This window comes from Streptococcus suis (assembly GCF_002960625.1).
Taxonomy (GTDB): Bacteria; Bacillota; Bacilli; order Lactobacillales; family Streptococcaceae; genus Streptococcus; species Streptococcus suis_T.
The window spans coordinates 33,586-49,427 of the sequence record NZ_POJH01000027.1 but is presented as its reverse complement, the minus strand read 5'-3'; the positions used below and the strand labels follow the sequence as shown (position 1 = coordinate 49,427).

Here is a 15,842-nt window from a genome sequence, read left to right as displayed (position 1 = left end):
TCATGGATTTTTTTGCTACTTATAACTACTCCGCCTTATCAATATCTTCTCTAACTTCCTTAGCATTGAACTTAGCAAACAGATACTGGCGGTCCTGAACTGGAAAGCGTTGATCCAGCTGATCGACTGGGCCAACCTCGATATTTCCTTGTGAAATGATATAGTCCATGACATGACCCCCAAAGGTCAAATCGTCTGAGATAAAATGCAAATGATAACCTGCCACACTGACACCATGAAAAATCTCTGGTGTCCAAATACCAACAATAGTACCCGAAATGTTCTCGGCGGTATACTCAGGCTGACGACTAGCCACCTCCGCAAATCGAACATCCGAAGCCGATTTAGGAATCATACGGACATGCATCCGTGAAAACGTCCCTTTGATTTTGATAGAACGAAAAAGATTTTCTCCATCATAATAGGATTCAATCCGCTGGTGCAATTCATCGCTAGTCATTTCAAAGCGTTGTTTAAAAATCACATCTGCTTCATGGAAAATAACCGCCGCATAGGGAACCTTCATATCGGCAGGAACTTCAACCACTTCTGGTTTCTCCCCAGCCCCCTTGGCCTGATAAGCCTTTCCATCTAGGACAATCAACTCACCATCAATAGAATCCAGTGTACCTAAACCCAAATCACCATGTTCCAACAATTCGCCCACCGTCAAAGAACCGTCATATAAACCCGCCATCAAGGCACCGAGTGTATTGTATTGAAATAATCGATTTACTTGCATAACTTACTCTTCATTCAAAAATTCTTGCATGGCCAAGTCATCTGGCACCAATTGGATATAACGGCTAGCTTGTTCTCTTGCCTCCTCCAAACGACCAAGTTGACGTAATAAACCTACATAATCAGCCAAAAATTCAGGATTTTCTGCCAATTCTCTAGCTAATTCAGCGTAAATCTCACTCGCTTCCTCATCTCTTTCCAGAGCTTGATAGGCCTTAGCTACATTCCAACGCGCCAAGACATTGGCCAAATCCTCGTCAAAGAGGGCCACAACCTCATCAAACCGCTCCTGCTCCAAATAGAGATTGGACAAGCGCAGAGCTAGTTCGTTACTGTCATCTGCCACTTCCCTTGCTTTGAGAAGATAGTCTTCAGCAGCTGCCTCATCGTGCATTTCATAAGCATACTGAGAAGCTTGCAGCAAGAGATTGGCATCAAAATCATTTTTGGTCAAGCCCTTTTCTGTCATTGCCAAGGCTTCTTCAATCTTATGCTCGGCATGAAGGGATTGGGCGTAGGCATATTCATAGCCCTCAAAATCAGGATTGATGGTGTCCAGCTGCTTGAAGTAGAGATTGGCCTTTTGGTATTCTTCGCTTTCAAATAGCAGAGCAGCTAACTCAAAAACAGTCTGGTCATCGTATTCCAACTCGACAGCTTTTTCCAGAAATTCAATGGCCGCTTCAAATTTCCCCAAACTTGCATAGGCAATGCCAATTCGCTGATAGGTAGACACTCCCGTTAATTCGTAGATTTCACGATTATCCAGCTGGGCATAGTAAGAGATGGCTTCATTAAAAAATTCCAACTCCATATCCAACTCTGCTAAGCCAAATAAAATAATTGGTTCATCTGATAAGTGACTTGCTTCTAACAATTTTTCACGCGCCACATCTGACAATCCTTCTGCCTGATACAAATCTGCCTTGACCAATAAAGCTTCCACATAAACTGGGCTATCTTCTGGGATTTCCTCCAAGTATCCGAAAGCTTCTTCAACCAGGCCATCCTCAAAAGCAATCTGAGCCAGTTGTAAGGCTAACTCAGGAAAGTCAGGCAAGAGCTTGGTATAGATATCCCGTGCCTGATGAAAGAAGCCAATACTTTCCAGATAAGTGGCCAAGGATAAGAGCGTGTCGCTGTCATCTTCTGCCAAGGCACGTTTGAAATACTTATCTGCCTTCTGTAAATCCTGCTCTTGCAGGCAAATCAACATTTTTTCACTATTATTCATCTCGAACCGTCTGTTCCCCTTCCTCAACATATAAACCGCTATACTCTCTATACCAGTTAAAAGCCGCCTTGACCACTACCTTAATAGAGGCATAAATTGGAATTCCTAACAAGACCCCTAACACACCATACATCTGACCAGCAGTCAACAAGACGAACAAAATGGTAATGGGGTGAATACTCAAAGAGCTACCAATAATAAGTGGAGTTACAAAACGACCTTCAATGGTCTGCTCCAACATGAAAACAATCAAAACCTTGACCAACATGACAGGTCCAGCAATCAATCCTAACACTACTGCAGGAATCATAGCCAAAAATGAGCCCAAGTAGGGTATCAGATTAAGGAAACCAGCCATAACCCCCAAGGTTACAGGATAACTAAGTCCAATCACTGAAAACATGACAGAAAACATGAGAGCAACAATAATAGCAACCGTCACCTGACCACGAACATAGTTAGACAACTGAGCATTGACATCTGTCAAAACCTTGCTGACGGATGAACGCCATTTTGTCGGCAAGTACTGGGTGACATGACGATTTAAATGCTGACCATCTCGTAATAGATAGAAGAGAATAAAGGGCATAATCAAAATAGCCACGATAATCTGCGATGCCGTTGAAATCAAGCTACTAGCCCAGTTTACCGCACTGGAAGAAAATTTCTGCGCATAGGAAACAATTTGGTCATTGACCTTATTCAAAATTTCCAAGGCAGTTGGACGGAACTGTTCAAATTGTTCATTTTCCAATAAGGTCGTCACTTGACTTTCAATCTTTTGAATATTAGACGGCAGATTTTGGGCGAAAGAAACGACCTGCCCTTGAATACTTGGAATAACAACAGCCAAGCCCCAAACCAAAAGCATGCCAATCAATACAAATAAGACCGAAATAGCAGCTGTCCGTGTAATCTTATATTTCTCTAACCAATCCACAATAGGATTTAAGAGATAATAGAGCAAACCTGTCAACAACATGGGCAGGAGAATAATTTCAATAAAACTCCCAATCGGCTTCAGCAAAAAGCTGACCTTAGTAAAAACAAAAATAGTTAATAGAACCAATAAGGTTACTAGAAAAAAAGTAACAGCCTGATTGTTTACAAACCACTTAAAAAACCAGGACATTCTAAATCGTTGCTGCTGTTCATCCATCTCGCTCACTCCTCATTCTTTTTCTCTATTGTATCATGTAATGGAGTATTTTAGACAAATAAACCATAGGCTTTCTCAGACTTTACAGGAGAAATATGGTATAATTTTAGCAACCATTTTCAAAGGAGATAAGCATGGCTGTCTATTTCGGTACTTATACCAAACGTGAATCAAAAGGTATTTATAAGGCACAATTTAATAGCGAAACTGGGCAACTCAGTAACTTAGAATTGGTTGCTGAAGAGCCAAACCCAACCTACCTTGCTTTCGATAAGGCTGGTCGACTATACTCAGTCGGAGCTGAAAATGGACAAGGGGGAATCGTAGCTTTCGATACAGATTTCAGCTTGCTAAACCATGTCGTCAGCGAAGGGGCGCCCCACTGCTATGTAGCCATAGATGACGAACGAAATCTAGTTTATGCCGCCAATTACCACAAGGGACAAGTTCTGGTCTATAAACGACTAGAAAATGGCTCCCTAGAACTTACTGATATTGCTCAGCACCAAGGTTCTGGTCCACATGAAAATCAAGCATCCGCCCATGTTCACTTTTCTGATTTGACACCTGATAAGTTCTTGGTGACCTGTGATTTAGGTTGTGACCAGGTCGTGACCTATAAGGTCAATGAACAAGGAAAAGTAGAAAAATTGGCAACCTATCAGGCCGCTGCTGGAAGTGGTCCACGCCACATCGTTTTCCATCCGGTTGCGAAAATTGCCTACCTCATCTGCGAACTTAATTCAACTATTGAAGTCCTTATTTACGATGGCTGGGGAGAGTTCGAGCACCTACAAACTATCTCTACACTTCCACAAGACCATACAGGCTTCAATGGCACAGCTGCTATTCGTATCACCAAAGATGGAAAATTTGTCTACGGTTCTAACCGTGGTAACGACTCAATCGCCGTCTACAAAACACTTGGTGATGCCAGTCTTGAATTGGTCCAAATCGTGTCAACCCAGGGCAAGACACCTCGTGACTTTACCCTAAGCCCAGACGAGAAACATCTGATCGCCGTCCACCAAGATTCTGATAATGCGACTGTTTTTTCAAGAGATACAGAAACAGGTCGACTGACGGAACTTTCTCATGATTTTTACCTACCAGAAGCTGTATGTGTCACATTTTTTGAAGACTAATCAGTTGTGAAATCGCTCTATTTTTGGTTTAATATTTGTATAGGAGGTGAATTACATGAATCCAGTAGATCTTTTCAACGAAGTTAAAGACTTAATCGCAAACAAAGACTTTGACGGAGCTAAACAATTTATCGAAGAAAACAAAGACAACTTCGGCGAATACTTGGAGCAAGCAAAAGGCTTGTTGTCAGGTTCTGAAGGCGTAAGCGGTCTTTTGGACAAGGTTAAAGGCTTGTTCTAATACATGTAAAAACTAGGCTGAGAATGTTCAGTCTAGTTTTTTTGTTTCTTCAAAAATATTTGTTATCTCTTGCAATGAAGTAATTACCCAATCACTCTTCAATCTTTCATTTTCACTTGTTCTTACTATAACCCTCGCTATTCTAACTCGAGGATAAATTAGTACACTGGACTACGAAAAACAAGTCTGGAGATTTCCAGACTTGTTCTTACTATAACCCTCGCTATGCTAGCTCGGGGATAAAACAGTCTACCAGACATTGAAAAACAAGTCCGAAGATTTTCGGACTTGTTTTTATTATAACCCTCGTTATACTAACTCGGGGATAAATTAGTACACTGTACTAATTTATTTTTTCAAGTTGTAGAATGAGTTCAAGCCTTTGTAGACTGCAACTTCACCAAGTTGATCTTCGATACGAAGTAATTGGTTGTATTTAGCAATACGGTCTGTACGTGACAATGAACCAGTCTTGATTTGGCCAGCGTTAGTTGCAACTGCGATGTCAGCGATTGTTGAATCTTCAGTTTCACCTGAACGGTGTGACACAACCGCAGTGTAGCCAGCTTCTTTAGCCATTTCGATAGCTTCAAATGTTTCAGTAAGAGTACCGATTTGGTTAACTTTGATAAGGATTGAGTTAGCAGCACCTTCTTTGATACCACGTGCAAGGTAGTCAGTGTTTGTTACGAAGAAGTCGTCACCAACCAATTGAACGCGTTTGCCAAGACGCTCAGTAAGAGCTTTCCAGCCATCCCAGTCGTTTTCATCCATACCATCTTCGATAGTGATGATTGGGTATTTGTTAACCAATTCTTCAAGGTAATCGATTTGCTCTGCAGATGTACGAACAGCAGCGCCTTCGCCTTCGAATTTAGTATAGTCGTAAACTTTACGCTCTTTGTCGTAGAATTCAGATGACGCACAGTCGAAACCGATCATGATTCCGTTTTCGCCAGCTTCGTAACCAGCAGCTTCGATAGCTTCGATGATTGTTTCAACACCATCTTCAGTTCCTTCGAACTTAGGAGCGAAACCACCTTCGTCACCAACAGCTGTTACCAAACCACGAGCTTTCAAGATTTTCTTCAAAGCGTGGAATACTTCAGCACCCCAACGAAGACCTTCTTTGAATGAAGGAGCGCCAACTGGCAAGATCATGAATTCTTGGAAAGCGATTGGAGCGTCTGAGTGAGAACCACCGTTGATGATGTTCATCATTGGAGTTGGCAATACTTTAGTGTTGAATCCACCAAGGTAAGTGTAAAGTGGCACTTCAAGGTAGTCAGCAGCTGCACGCGCAACAGCGATAGAAACACCGAGGATTGCGTTTGCACCCAATTTACCTTTGTTAGGAGTACCGTCAAGAGCGATCATAGCGCGGTCGATAGCTTGTTGATCACGAACGTCATAACCAATGATAGCGTCAGCAATCACGTTATTTACGTTGTCAACAGCTTTTTGAGTACCAAGACCAAGGTAACGAGATTTGTCACCATCGCGAAGCTCAACTGCTTCGTGCTCACCAGTAGAAGCTCCTGAAGGAACCATACCACGTCCGAAAGCACCTGATTCAGTATAAACTTCAACTTCAAGTGTAGGGTTACCGCGTGAGTCAAGGACTTCGCGAGCGTAAACATCAGTAATAATTGACATTATATTACTCTCCTTTGAGTTTAAAATAGTTACACTGCTATCATACCCTAAAATAAGAGATTTTTCAAGAAAAAATAGGCTATTTTACTGAAAGAAATAATGTAAACGCCTTCCTTTGCGTTTTTACTGGGATATGCTATACTAAAACTATGACTAATTTACATACTACAATCCTACAAAAAGCCTCTGGTGAAACCCGTCTAAACCCTGATGAACAGCGCTTATACATGGGCACCTATCGCGAGCGCGTTGTCCTTCTTCTCACCTTCGAGGACCTAGCAAATGAGTTTGTCATATCGGCATTCGATACCATCTGCCAAAAGCTAGCAAATAGCTACATACCTCTCTTTCTTAAACTCTCTCCCTCCCTGGCGGACAAGCAACAAATTTCCTTGATGAAACTCGCTCAAGCCCATGGAATTACTACTTCCATCATCGATGAGAAAATTGGGCAATCTCCGTACGCTCTGGTCTTCCATACAGATCATGCAGTTGATTTAGAAGAAATTAACTTAGAAGTTATCTTTCCAAATCTTGTCCAGAAGGAAGAAAAAAAGGAAGAGCAAAAACCCTCCTTCTGGAAAAAATTATTTGGATAAGCTATTTCTTTAATCAAATTCCTCCAATTTTCCTCCCAACTGAAGAATTCTTGCCACCTGTTCTGCTGTGCGGACCAGGGTTTTTTCTGCTTTTTGAAGCGTGTTTTCTAGGTTATCAACTTCCGCAATAATAGGAAAAGCGGCGCAGATATTTTCAAAAGGAAAATCAGGTAAATCATCCTTCAAACTGCCACAAATAGCGATGATGGGAATAGGTGCTGGGGTCCTTCGAGCTACACCGATTGGCGTTTTGCCTGCTAAACTCTGGGCATCCAGCCGCCCCTCTCCGACAATAACTAGGTCAGCCTCAGCTACTCGCTTGTCAAAATCTAATTGATCCAGAACAAAGTTTATACCTGTTTGGATGCGGGCACCTGCAAACTGCACCAAGCCTGCCGCCATACCGCCTCCAGCACCAGCTCCAGCCAATGTCAAGATTGCTGGGTTAACAAGCTGATAAAATCTTTCCATCTCTCTATCCACTTGCTCAAACTTCGTGGCCTCCAGCCCCTTCTGACCAGCAAAAACATAAGTGGCTCCCTGAGGCCCGCAGAGTAAATTATCCACGTCAGTTACCAAATCAATCTGAACAGACGACAAATCAATACCTATGTCATCTTGGGAAAAGTCCGCAATCTTACCCAGATTAGCCCCAATGGCTTCCAGTTCCTGCCCCTCTCTGTCATAGAATTTCATACCAAGGCCTGCTGCCATTCCAATGCCACCATCATGGCTGGCAGATCCACCAATTCCGATGAAAAACTGGTTGGCACCTTTCTGCACCAGTTCAACCAGCAGTTCACCCACCCCTCTAGTAGAAACTTGCAAAGGATTTCTTTTTTCTAGCGGAATGCTGGCAAGTCCCACTATCGCAGCCATTTCAAAAACAGCAAGACCATCTCGCATTGCATAGGTAACACATATCCTATCCCCAAATGGTCCTGTCACTTCTGTCTGGTATTTCTCTAAATCCAAGGCTTGCGTCAAACTGTCGAGGGTTCCTTCACCTCCATCACCCAAGGGAAGCAAATCATAACTTGCCTGGGGATAGACCTTTGCAAATCCTTGCTTTATGGCTTTAGCAACCTCTGCTGCTGAAAGAGATTCTTTGAAGGAATCTGGAGCAATTAGAATACGCATAGATATCCCACCTTTCTATATAAATTGTAGCACTCCTTTCCAGGTCTTTCAAGAAAAATTCGAGTATTTCCTTAAAACATGATATACTGGACAAAAGGAGGCTTCCATGTATCAGACTATTTTATTTGACCTTGACGGTACCTTAACAGATTCTGGGCAAGGTATCCTAAATTCCGTCGCCTACGCATTGGACCAAATGGGTATTGAAGAGCCTGACTTGGCTAGTTTACAACGCTTTATCGGTCCACCGCTCTATGAATCCTTTTCTCGTTTTTATCAACTAAATCCAGCAGATACCCAGGTAGCTGTTGATGCCTTTCGAGTTTATTTTAAAGAAAAGGGCATGTTTGAAAACCAACTCTACGACGGTGTTATTCCTCTTTTAGAAGCTCTGACGGAAGCAGGTAAAACCTTGGCTATCGCCACCTCTAAACCGGAAGTCTTTGCTAAGCAAATTCTAGAATATTTTGGCATTGCTCATTATTTTGATATTATTGCTGGAGCCAGTTTAGATAGCAGCCGTATTCGTAAGTCAGATGTCATCACCTATGCCTTAGCACAGCTGGATTACGATCCGCAAACAACCATTATGGTCGGGGACCGTGAACATGATATCGAAGGAGCCCAGGCCAACCAACTAGCTTCTATCGGCGTCCTATATGGCTACGGAAATCGACAAGAATTGGAAAAGGCTGGCGCAACAATGATAGCCGAAAACCTTCTGGACCTAAAACAACTCTTAGTCTAAGCAAACAGAAAAAGCCAGCAAACAGCTGACTTCCTCATTATTTACCATCCAAAATCTCTATTAGTTTATAGAGATTTTTTTCATTGATTTGATAAGGTGCCTGTTCTTGCACAATTGGCTTGGCACAGAAGGCCACACCAATTCCTGCTCTTTGAATCATCGGTAGGTCATTTGCCCCATCCCCCATAGCAATAGTCTGAGATAGAGCTAGGCCATTTTCAGCCGCCCAGGCTTCCAAACAAGCCTTCTTGGTATCCTTGGTCACAATATCTCCCAAAACTTGACCTGTCAAAAATCCATCAACTACTTCTAAACGATTGGCACGAACATAATCTAATTCTAACTGACTAGCAAGACGATCCACTGTTTCATGAAATCCACCTGATACGACTGCAATCTTGAAACCACGATTTTTTAATTCCGTAACCAATTCCACTGCCCCTGGTGTAAAATGAATTTTTTCCATGATTCGATCAAAAACAGAAACAGGCAGTCCCTTTAACAAGGCAACACGCTCGCGTAATGCTTCTTCAAAATCCAATTCCCCACGCATAGCACGTTCTGTAATGTCTGCAACCTGCTCCCCTACACCCGCTTCCTCACCAAGAAGGTCAATACCTTCTTCCATGATAAGTGTTGAATCCACATCCATAACCAATAAACCTTTTGTCATTTTCATATCCTTTCTTGTATAAAAATAAAAAGCCAAACGGCTTTTTATTTAGTAACGAATTGCTTCGCGTGTTTTTTCATAGGAACGAACAAAGCGTTCTGTTACACCGGGTTCAACTGTTTCCAAGGCAAATGAAATTTCTTCAAAAGCTGCTTGGTAGTCAAAGTCTCTTTCAAAAATGTCTAGTGAACGATTGAAGGCTGCTTGAATTCCTTCATCAGTTGAACGATAGCGGTTAGAATACTGCAAGAGTTGTTCTGTCAAGGTCGCATTCTGAACGATAAGGTAAGCTAATTCTTCCAACTGATTCATATCGTAAGTCGCATTTTCTAACAAACGATTAACAACTTCGATGTTAATTCGTTTATAATCCAATTCTGCAATCAGACCTTCCACATGGTCACTGGTTCTGAAGAAGTTTGTCAGAAACTCAGCCGGGATACCAGGAAGATTGCGTTTCTCCATGTAGCGTTTTAGGGTATGAAGCTTATTGATATAGAGAGTAGCTTTCTTACGAGCTGTACTTTCTGATAATTCTTGTGATTTAAGATATTCAGCCAATACAATTTGTTCTTCTTCGATTTCTTTCAAACTAGAAAGCGAATGTTCCAAGCGTTCTTCCAAGATTGAGTAAGCCACTTGTGGTGTCTCAATCCCCTCAACACTCTCAGCTACGACGATTTCAATGGTTTCCAAACGTTTTTTCAGCTGGTTGATACGAGAAAGCTTGCTATCTGCCAAGAGGTAATGGGCATTCAAACGTTGGCTTTCTTCATCCAAGAGCTTGGTATTTTGTACCACATGCTCCAAGAATTTTGGCAAGTTCTTGCTAATCTTATTAGCGGACTTATTCGCCTCAATCTCACGATTAAAGAGCTTATACAAGTGATCAATCTTCCCTTGAATACCTTCATTTTCAGCTTCTGCAGCATCCAAGTCAAAGGAAACAATCAAGGCAGTATTTTCACGAATTGAAACGCGGATATTTTGGAATTGGGACTCGATATTTCCTTCTGTAAACAAGTAGTTTTGCTCCACAAGTTTACGATAGCCTGATTCCAAATCTTCCAACTGTTCTGGAAAATCCTTGCTCACACGTTCAATCAAATGAGGAATGCGATCCATAATCTGATTGAGGGCAATCATATGCTCCTCAGTCTTATCAAGGATTTCAGAAGCTTCAATCGGATCTCCAGATGAATTGAGCATAACAAACTCTGAGAACTCAACTTCAATATTCTTCAGTTGTTTTTCAAGTTCTGGCAGGGTTTCTCCAAAACTTTCAGAATTATCACGAACAGCGGCTTGTAGATTTTCAAACAAATCCAAGGCGTGTTTGACACGACCAGAGTTCTTCTCCTCTTGCTCTTTCAAATCCATCAGACCGTGACGGATAGAAGCAATGTCTTCTTCAATCAAGTCGATTTGGCTTTCAATGCTGTCAATCGCATTTTTAGCACTGACAAAACGGAAAGAATTGTTAAAGGCTTCTGCTTCAAAAATATGATTTTCAATATCGGCAAATGAATTGAGGGATAGATCAACCCATTTTTGATTCCACTCACGGAAGGAAACCTGGCTTTGACCAATCAAATGAAGGGATTTTACCGCTTCAACTTCTTCATTTACAGGGAGGTTAAATAGCTCTTCCTTGCGCTCTTCTAATGCAACCAAGAGGTTGTCATTACGTTTGCGAACAATCAGGCAGGCTACGTAGGCAACGATTAAAATAATAACAATCGAAACGATTAAGATGATTGTTCCTGTAGGCATGTAAATCTCCTTAGTTCATAGTAATTACTAGAAAATATTGCTTTATTATACCATAAATCTCTAGCTTATGCACTTGTTTTCTCAGTTTTTAGACATCTAATGTTGAATATACCGCATTTTCTTCGATAAACTCACGGCGAGGCTCAACCTTGTCCCCCATCAACATATCAAAAATCTTATCTGCTTCTGCAGCATCATCAACTGAAACACGCGCCATCAGACGATTCTCTGGATTCATGGTTGTTTCCCACAACTGATGGTCATCCATTTCACCCAATCCCTTATAACGTTGGATGGTTGGTTTAGAACGTCCAGTACTATGTCTTTCTAAGGCTTCTTGTAATTCTTGTTCCTGATTGGCACCCGGTTGAATGTATTCTTTAATCTCACTTCCAACCTTAACACCATAAATTGGTGGCTGGGCAATGTACACATATCCAGCTTCTACAATCGGACGCATATAGCGGTAGAAGAGGGTTAAGAGCAAGGTACGAATATGGGCTCCGTCAACATCGGCATCGGTCATGATGACCAATTTCTGATAACGTGCCTTCTCTACATCAAAATCCGCTCCAAAGCCAGTTCCCATAGCTGTAAACAAGCTGCGGATTTCCTCGTTGGCCAAAATCTTATCCATGCTGGCCTTTTCCACGTTCAAAATCTTACCACGAATAGGCAAAATAGCTTGGAACTCACGGTCACGACCAGATTTTGCTGAACCACCCGCAGAATCCCCCTCTACAATGAAGAGCTCTGTCTTGGTTGCATCGTTTGACGAACAATCCGCCAATTTACCTGGCAGGTTAGAAATTTCAAGACCTGACTTCTTACGGGTCACCTCACGCGCCCGTTTGGCAGCAATCCGCGCCTTGGCCGCTACAATCCCCTTGTCCACAATCCGACGAGCAATCTGAGGATGCTCCAAAAGGAATTCTGAAAAGGCATCCGAGAACAAACGGTTAGTGATTTTGACAACCTCGCTATTTCCAAGCTTGGTCTTGGTTTGTCCTTCAAACTGAGGACCTGGGTGCTTAACAGAAATAACAGCTGTCAGACCCTCACGCACATCCTCACCAGTTAGGTTGTCATCATTTTCCTTGAGAATTTTATTCTTCTTTGCATAGTCGTTGATGACACGCGTCAGAGCCGTACGGAAACCTTGTTCGTGGGTGCCACCTTCGTGGGTGTGGATATTGTTGGCAAAGCTGACCACATTTTCATGGTAGCTAGTCGTGTATTGCATAGCTACTTCGACTGTGATGTCATCCATTTCACCCTCTGTGTAAATAGGTGTTTCAAAGATAACATCTTTGTTCTCATTGAGGTATTCCACATATGAAGCAATACCACCTTCATAGTGATATTCCTTAGTCTGTTCCATTCCCTCACGCTTGTCCGTAATCGAAAGATTTAAACCGCGGTTTAGGAAGGCTAGTTCTTGGATCCGCTTATTTAGTTTAGCAAACTCGAACTCCGTCGTTTCAGTAAAGATTTCTGGGTCTGGTGTAAAATGTACAGTCGTACCAGTGCGGTCTGTTTCACCCACAATCTTCAAATCAGCAACCACCTCACCACGACGGTATTCTTGGAAATAAACCTGACCATTTTTATAAACATGGACATCCAACTGGGTCGAAAGGGCATTTACTACGGATGAGCCTACGCCATGCAAACCACCAGAAACCTTATATCCGCCTCCGCCAAATTTTCCTCCGGCATGGAGAACGGTGAAAACTGTTTCTACGGCAGGTCGACCTGTTTTTTCCTGAATATCGACCGGAATACCACGACCATTGTCCACAACTGTGATGGAATTATCTGGTTCGATATAGACTTCAATCTTGCTGGCAAAACCGGCCAAAGCCTCGTCAATGGAGTTATCGACAATTTCCCAAACCAGATGGTGAAGACCCTCTTTAGAGGTTGTTCCGATATACATACCTGGACGCATACGAACAGCTTCCAGACCTTCCAAAACCTGAATCTGACTGGCATCATATTCCTGTGCTTTTTCTTGTAAATCTTTGATTTCTTCTGTCATTCTTATTCCTTTATTTCTAAGCTCTACTCTCAAAAACGTTAAACCATCCGACAAGATTTGAAGTATCTGGATAGGAAAAACAAGAGTATAAAAACTTTACAATCGTACCCAACATTATACCATATTTTTCATAAAATTCCCACCAAAAAGGAGCTGAATTTTCTCCTTCAGCTCCCTAGTGTTGAACACATTGTTCCTCTAATTTTTATGAACCATGACCTTTGCCAGCCCTTGACCATCGCCACCAAGTAAGTCAACCAATTTGTAGGCAAACTCCAGGCTAGTACCTGCGCCTCGGCTGGTAATAATCGGTCCATCGACGACTACATTTTCTTCAACATGACTGCCTAAATCAATGTCCGCCTCTTTTCCTGGGAAACACGTATAGCGACGACCATCTAGTAAACCAGCCCTATCTAGAACGATTGGGGCCGCACAGATAGCCGCAACCCGTTTCCCATTTGCAACAGCCTTTTGCAATTCTGCAATCAAACGGTCATCATCACGGAGATTTATTGAACCAGGCATCCCTCCCGGTAGGACAATCAAATCATACTGGCTCAAATCCCCATCAAACAAACTGTCTGCTTCAACCTTGATAGCATGGGAACCTTCCACACGAATACTGGTTAAACCAATCATATCGCATTGAAAATCTGCTCTTCGAAAAATATCGACAGGGGCCAAGGCTTCAATTTCTTCAAAGCCATTTGCCAACATAACTGCAACTTTTACCATAGTAACCAACTTTCTAACGTTCTAACGTAATTTTCCTGTATTTCCGTGATCTCACTTCTTCTTTTTCATCCGCCAGATGCGACTGGTAACTCATGGATAGTACCAAGCCAATCCCAATCAGATTGGACACTATAGAAGAGCCACCTTGAGAGATGAATGGAAGTGGGATACCTGTCAGAGGTAGTAAACCAGTAGCTGCCCCGATATTTTCAAATACATGGAAGAGGAGCATCATAATATAACCTGTAGAAATGTAGGTATAATATCGATTATTGGATTTTAGTGTAATCCGTAACATCCGATAAATCAGCAGGAGGTAGAGGCCAATCAAGACTGTCCCACCGATAAAACCAAAATCCTCACCGATAACTGTAAAAATCATATCACTTTCTCGAACGGGAATGAGCAGATTTGTTTTATTGAACCCTAGACCTTTCAGACCACCGCTACCGATAGCAATCAAACTTTGAGCCTGTTGATAGGTCGTTGATTGTGCGTGTTTAAAGGGGTCTAACCAAGCTGAAATACGGTTGATTTTATAGGTATCCATTCCCATATTATGCAGGAAGGTTGTTCCACCTGGCGATACAAAAATCAGCATAAAGCCTGCAAGCAGTACTAAGATGGTCACAGCTGTCGGTAGGAGGATTTTCCATGACACCCCCGACAGGAGAAGCATCCCGCTGAATATGGCCACGAATACCAAAGAAGTTCCCAAGTCACTCTGCAAGGCCAGTAGTACCAAAACAGGAAGAGTAAAGAGAGTCATATAAGCAATCAGCATAAAATCTTCTCGAAGACCTCGTTCAGTATGGTGCTTATGGAAGGTGACAATAACCCTTGCAATCATGACAATATAGGATATTTTCATAAATTCCGACGGCTGAAAGAGGGTCATACCGCCAATGGTTACCCAGTTTTTCGCACCTGTCGAAGCCACCAGGTCTGGACTGTAGAAGAACAGGGGAAGGACCATCAATCCTAGGCCAAGTACATATAAAAATGGAGTTATCTGCCAGAGAAATTTGGTCGAAAAGAACATCACCAGGAATGCTGCTCCGATTCCAATACCTATCCAGGCAATTTGTTGCCCCACCATTTGTAGGACGCTATCTGGATAGTCCTGACTCACTGCAATAAAAAGAGCTAAGATGCCTACAACCAATAAAAAAAAGACTGGTAAAATAAGAGAGTAGTCAATTCGACTATCTATCGTTCCTCTGTATTTCATAGATTACCTCATACTTTCGTTTCTAAGAACTGGTATTCACAAGTAAAGTGCTAAACTGTGAATACAGCACTAAATATAGCTTTTAACATTATAGCAAAAAAAACGAAAAGGCTCTAGCAGGAAGAAAAAATCGACTGGTCAACACACTAAAAACTCGAACATTTATCTACAATGTATATTCAGACAAATGGCAATCATTTTGGCAATCACTCACCAAAAAAGCCCTCTTTTATTTCTAGAGGCAAAGAAAAAATGGTCCACTGGACCATAACTCGCTCTTTTATTTTCAAGCTCGTGAAAAAACAACCCGTTGGGGTTGTATTCGCCTTTTCGTATTTAAAGATGCGAAGAAAAAACAACCCGTTGGGGTTGTTTTTTACTTGAGACCGTATTTTTTGTTGAAACGATCCACACGTCCATCTGCTTGAGTGAACTTTTGACGTCCAGTATAGAATGGGTGTGAGTCTGATGAAATTTCCACACGGATCAATGGGTAAGTTTCACCTTCGAATTCTACAGTTTCGCTAGTTTTCTTAGTTGAACCACTAAGGAACTTGTAGCCAGTAGTTGTGTCCATGAAGACAACAGTGCGATATTCTGGATGGATATCTTTTTTCATTTTAAAAATTCCTTTCTGCCATGGACTCTTTCCGAGCCATAGATTATAACCATTTAAGTTTACCAAAACTTTTTTCTTCTGGCAAGTCTTTTTACCGATTTTTC

15 protein-coding genes and 1 pseudogene are annotated in these 15,842 nt (G+C 42.0%); 4 read left to right on the top strand and 12 right to left on the bottom strand.

Going from position 1 to position 15,842, the window contains the following annotated elements:
- Positions 1-25 precede the first annotated feature (25 nt).
- The 3 genes from budA to C1G49_RS04800 are packed head-to-tail and all read right to left on the bottom strand — an operon-like array spanning position 26 to position 3,134.
- A complete protein-coding gene (gene budA, locus C1G49_RS04810) occupies positions 26-742 on the bottom strand; it encodes an acetolactate decarboxylase (RefSeq protein ID WP_105124821.1) in 717 nt (238 codons plus the stop codon).
- Between the two features lie 3 nt (positions 743-745).
- Positions 746-1,975, bottom strand: coding sequence for a tetratricopeptide repeat protein (locus C1G49_RS04805; protein ID WP_105124820.1), 1,230 nt, complete (start codon positions 1,973-1,975; stop codon positions 746-748).
- Positions 1,968-3,134: an AI-2E family transporter gene (locus C1G49_RS04800; protein WP_105124819.1), complete on the bottom strand. Its 1,167-nt coding sequence runs from the start codon at positions 3,132-3,134 to the stop codon at positions 1,968-1,970. Before C1G49_RS04800 ends, C1G49_RS04805 begins: the two co-directional genes overlap by 8 nt.
- 134 nt (positions 3,135-3,268) lie before the next feature.
- On the opposite strand from C1G49_RS04800, the gene C1G49_RS04795 reads away from it, so the two are divergent.
- Positions 3,269-4,279, top strand: a complete 1,011-nt coding sequence (locus C1G49_RS04795) for a lactonase family protein (RefSeq protein ID WP_105124818.1) — start codon at positions 3,269-3,271, stop codon at positions 4,277-4,279.
- 55 nt (positions 4,280-4,334) lie between these two features.
- On the top strand, positions 4,335-4,520 hold the full coding sequence (locus C1G49_RS04790; protein WP_105117419.1) for a hypothetical protein: 186 nt from the start codon (positions 4,335-4,337) through the stop codon (positions 4,518-4,520).
- A gap of 27 nt (positions 4,521-4,547) precedes the next feature.
- Here C1G49_RS04790 and C1G49_RS11455 read toward each other — a convergent pair.
- Together C1G49_RS11455 and eno are read right to left on the bottom strand one after the other, a co-directional pair.
- A pseudogene (locus C1G49_RS11455) lies at positions 4,548-4,637 on the bottom strand (haloacid dehalogenase); the annotation flags it as partial.
- A gap of 231 nt (positions 4,638-4,868) precedes the next feature.
- Entirely contained in the window at positions 4,869-6,176 is a 1,308-nt protein-coding gene (eno, locus tag C1G49_RS04780; RefSeq protein WP_099871461.1) for a surface-displayed alpha-enolase, read from the bottom strand.
- A 149-nt stretch (positions 6,177-6,325) separates the two neighbouring features.
- Between eno and C1G49_RS04775 the strand changes: the two genes are divergently transcribed.
- Positions 6,326-6,775 carry a DUF1694 domain-containing protein gene (locus C1G49_RS04775; protein WP_105124817.1) on the top strand — a complete coding sequence of 150 codons (450 nt, stop codon included), beginning with the start codon at positions 6,326-6,328 and terminating at the stop codon, positions 6,773-6,775.
- Between the two features lie 9 nt (positions 6,776-6,784).
- On the opposite strand, the gene C1G49_RS04770 is transcribed toward C1G49_RS04775, so the two are convergent.
- Positions 6,785-7,915: a glycerate kinase gene (locus C1G49_RS04770; protein WP_105124816.1), complete on the bottom strand. Its 1,131-nt coding sequence runs from the start codon at positions 7,913-7,915 to the stop codon at positions 6,785-6,787.
- Positions 7,916-8,021: 106 nt separating this feature from the next.
- Here C1G49_RS04770 and C1G49_RS04765 point away from each other — a divergent pair, with 106 nt between their 5' ends.
- On the top strand, positions 8,022-8,663 hold the full coding sequence (locus tag C1G49_RS04765) for an HAD family hydrolase (protein WP_105124815.1): 642 nt from the start codon (positions 8,022-8,024) through the stop codon (positions 8,661-8,663).
- Between the two features lie 37 nt (positions 8,664-8,700).
- Here the strand turns inward: C1G49_RS04765 and serB are convergent, their stop codons facing one another.
- The 6 genes from serB to C1G49_RS04730 form a co-directional block, all read right to left on the bottom strand.
- Complete coding sequence (gene serB, locus C1G49_RS04760) at positions 8,701-9,342, bottom strand: phosphoserine phosphatase SerB (protein WP_161941341.1); 642 nt, start codon at positions 9,340-9,342, stop codon at positions 8,701-8,703.
- Between the two features lie 42 nt (positions 9,343-9,384).
- A complete protein-coding gene (gene ezrA / locus C1G49_RS04755) occupies positions 9,385-11,109 on the bottom strand; it encodes a septation ring formation regulator EzrA (protein ID WP_105124814.1) in 1,725 nt (574 codons plus the stop codon).
- An 88-nt stretch (positions 11,110-11,197) separates the two neighbouring features.
- Positions 11,198-13,150: a DNA topoisomerase (ATP-hydrolyzing) subunit B gene (gene gyrB / locus C1G49_RS04750; protein ID WP_105124813.1), complete on the bottom strand. Its 1,953-nt coding sequence runs from the start codon at positions 13,148-13,150 to the stop codon at positions 11,198-11,200.
- A gap of 198 nt (positions 13,151-13,348) precedes the next feature.
- Positions 13,349-13,888 (bottom strand): DJ-1 family glyoxalase III, encoded by a 540-nt coding sequence (locus C1G49_RS04745; protein WP_105124812.1) that lies wholly within the window; start codon positions 13,886-13,888, stop codon positions 13,349-13,351.
- A gap of 13 nt (positions 13,889-13,901) precedes the next feature.
- On the bottom strand, positions 13,902-15,119 hold the full coding sequence (locus tag C1G49_RS04740; protein ID WP_105124811.1) for an FtsW/RodA/SpoVE family cell cycle protein: 1,218 nt from the start codon (positions 15,117-15,119) through the stop codon (positions 13,902-13,904).
- Positions 15,120-15,495: 376 nt separating this feature from the next.
- Positions 15,496-15,738 (bottom strand): type B 50S ribosomal protein L31, encoded by a 243-nt coding sequence (locus C1G49_RS04730; RefSeq protein WP_029944240.1) that lies wholly within the window; start codon positions 15,736-15,738, stop codon positions 15,496-15,498.
- Positions 15,739-15,842: the final 104 nt, after the last annotated feature.

Excerpts from the sequence above, each read along its gene's own strand:
- C1G49_RS04800 (WP_105124819.1), bottom strand. The coding sequence starts at position 3,134 with ATGGATGAACAGCAGCAACGATTTAGAATGTCCTGGTTTTTTAAGTGG.
- eno (WP_099871461.1), bottom strand. The coding sequence starts at position 6,176 with ATGTCAATTATTACTGATGTTTACGCTCGCGAAGTCCTTGACTCACGC.
- C1G49_RS04805 (WP_105124820.1), bottom strand. The coding sequence starts at position 1,975 with ATGAATAATAGTGAAAAAATGTTGATTTGCCTGCAAGAGCAGGATTTA.
- C1G49_RS04770 (WP_105124816.1), bottom strand. The coding sequence starts at position 7,915 with ATGCGTATTCTAATTGCTCCAGATTCCTTCAAAGAATCTCTTTCAGCA.
- serB (WP_161941341.1), bottom strand. The coding sequence starts at position 9,342 with ATGAAAATGACAAAAGGTTTATTGGTTATGGATGTGGATTCAACACTT.
- budA (WP_105124821.1), bottom strand. The coding sequence starts at position 742 with ATGCAAGTAAATCGATTATTTCAATACAATACACTCGGTGCCTTGATG.
- C1G49_RS04745 (WP_105124812.1), bottom strand. The coding sequence starts at position 13,888 with ATGGTAAAAGTTGCAGTTATGTTGGCAAATGGCTTTGAAGAAATTGAA.
- C1G49_RS04730 (WP_029944240.1), bottom strand. The coding sequence starts at position 15,738 with ATGAAAAAAGATATCCATCCAGAATATCGCACTGTTGTCTTCATGGAC.
- C1G49_RS04740 (WP_105124811.1), bottom strand. The coding sequence starts at position 15,119 with ATGAAATACAGAGGAACGATAGATAGTCGAATTGACTACTCTCTTATT.
- ezrA (WP_105124814.1), bottom strand. The coding sequence starts at position 11,109 with ATGCCTACAGGAACAATCATCTTAATCGTTTCGATTGTTATTATTTTA.
- C1G49_RS04790 (WP_105117419.1), top strand. The coding sequence starts at position 4,335 with ATGAATCCAGTAGATCTTTTCAACGAAGTTAAAGACTTAATCGCAAAC.
- C1G49_RS04765 (WP_105124815.1), top strand. The coding sequence starts at position 8,022 with ATGTATCAGACTATTTTATTTGACCTTGACGGTACCTTAACAGATTCT.
- C1G49_RS04795 (WP_105124818.1), top strand. The coding sequence starts at position 3,269 with ATGGCTGTCTATTTCGGTACTTATACCAAACGTGAATCAAAAGGTATT.
- C1G49_RS04775 (WP_105124817.1), top strand. The coding sequence starts at position 6,326 with ATGACTAATTTACATACTACAATCCTACAAAAAGCCTCTGGTGAAACC.
- gyrB (WP_105124813.1), bottom strand. The coding sequence starts at position 13,150 with ATGACAGAAGAAATCAAAGATTTACAAGAAAAAGCACAGGAATATGAT.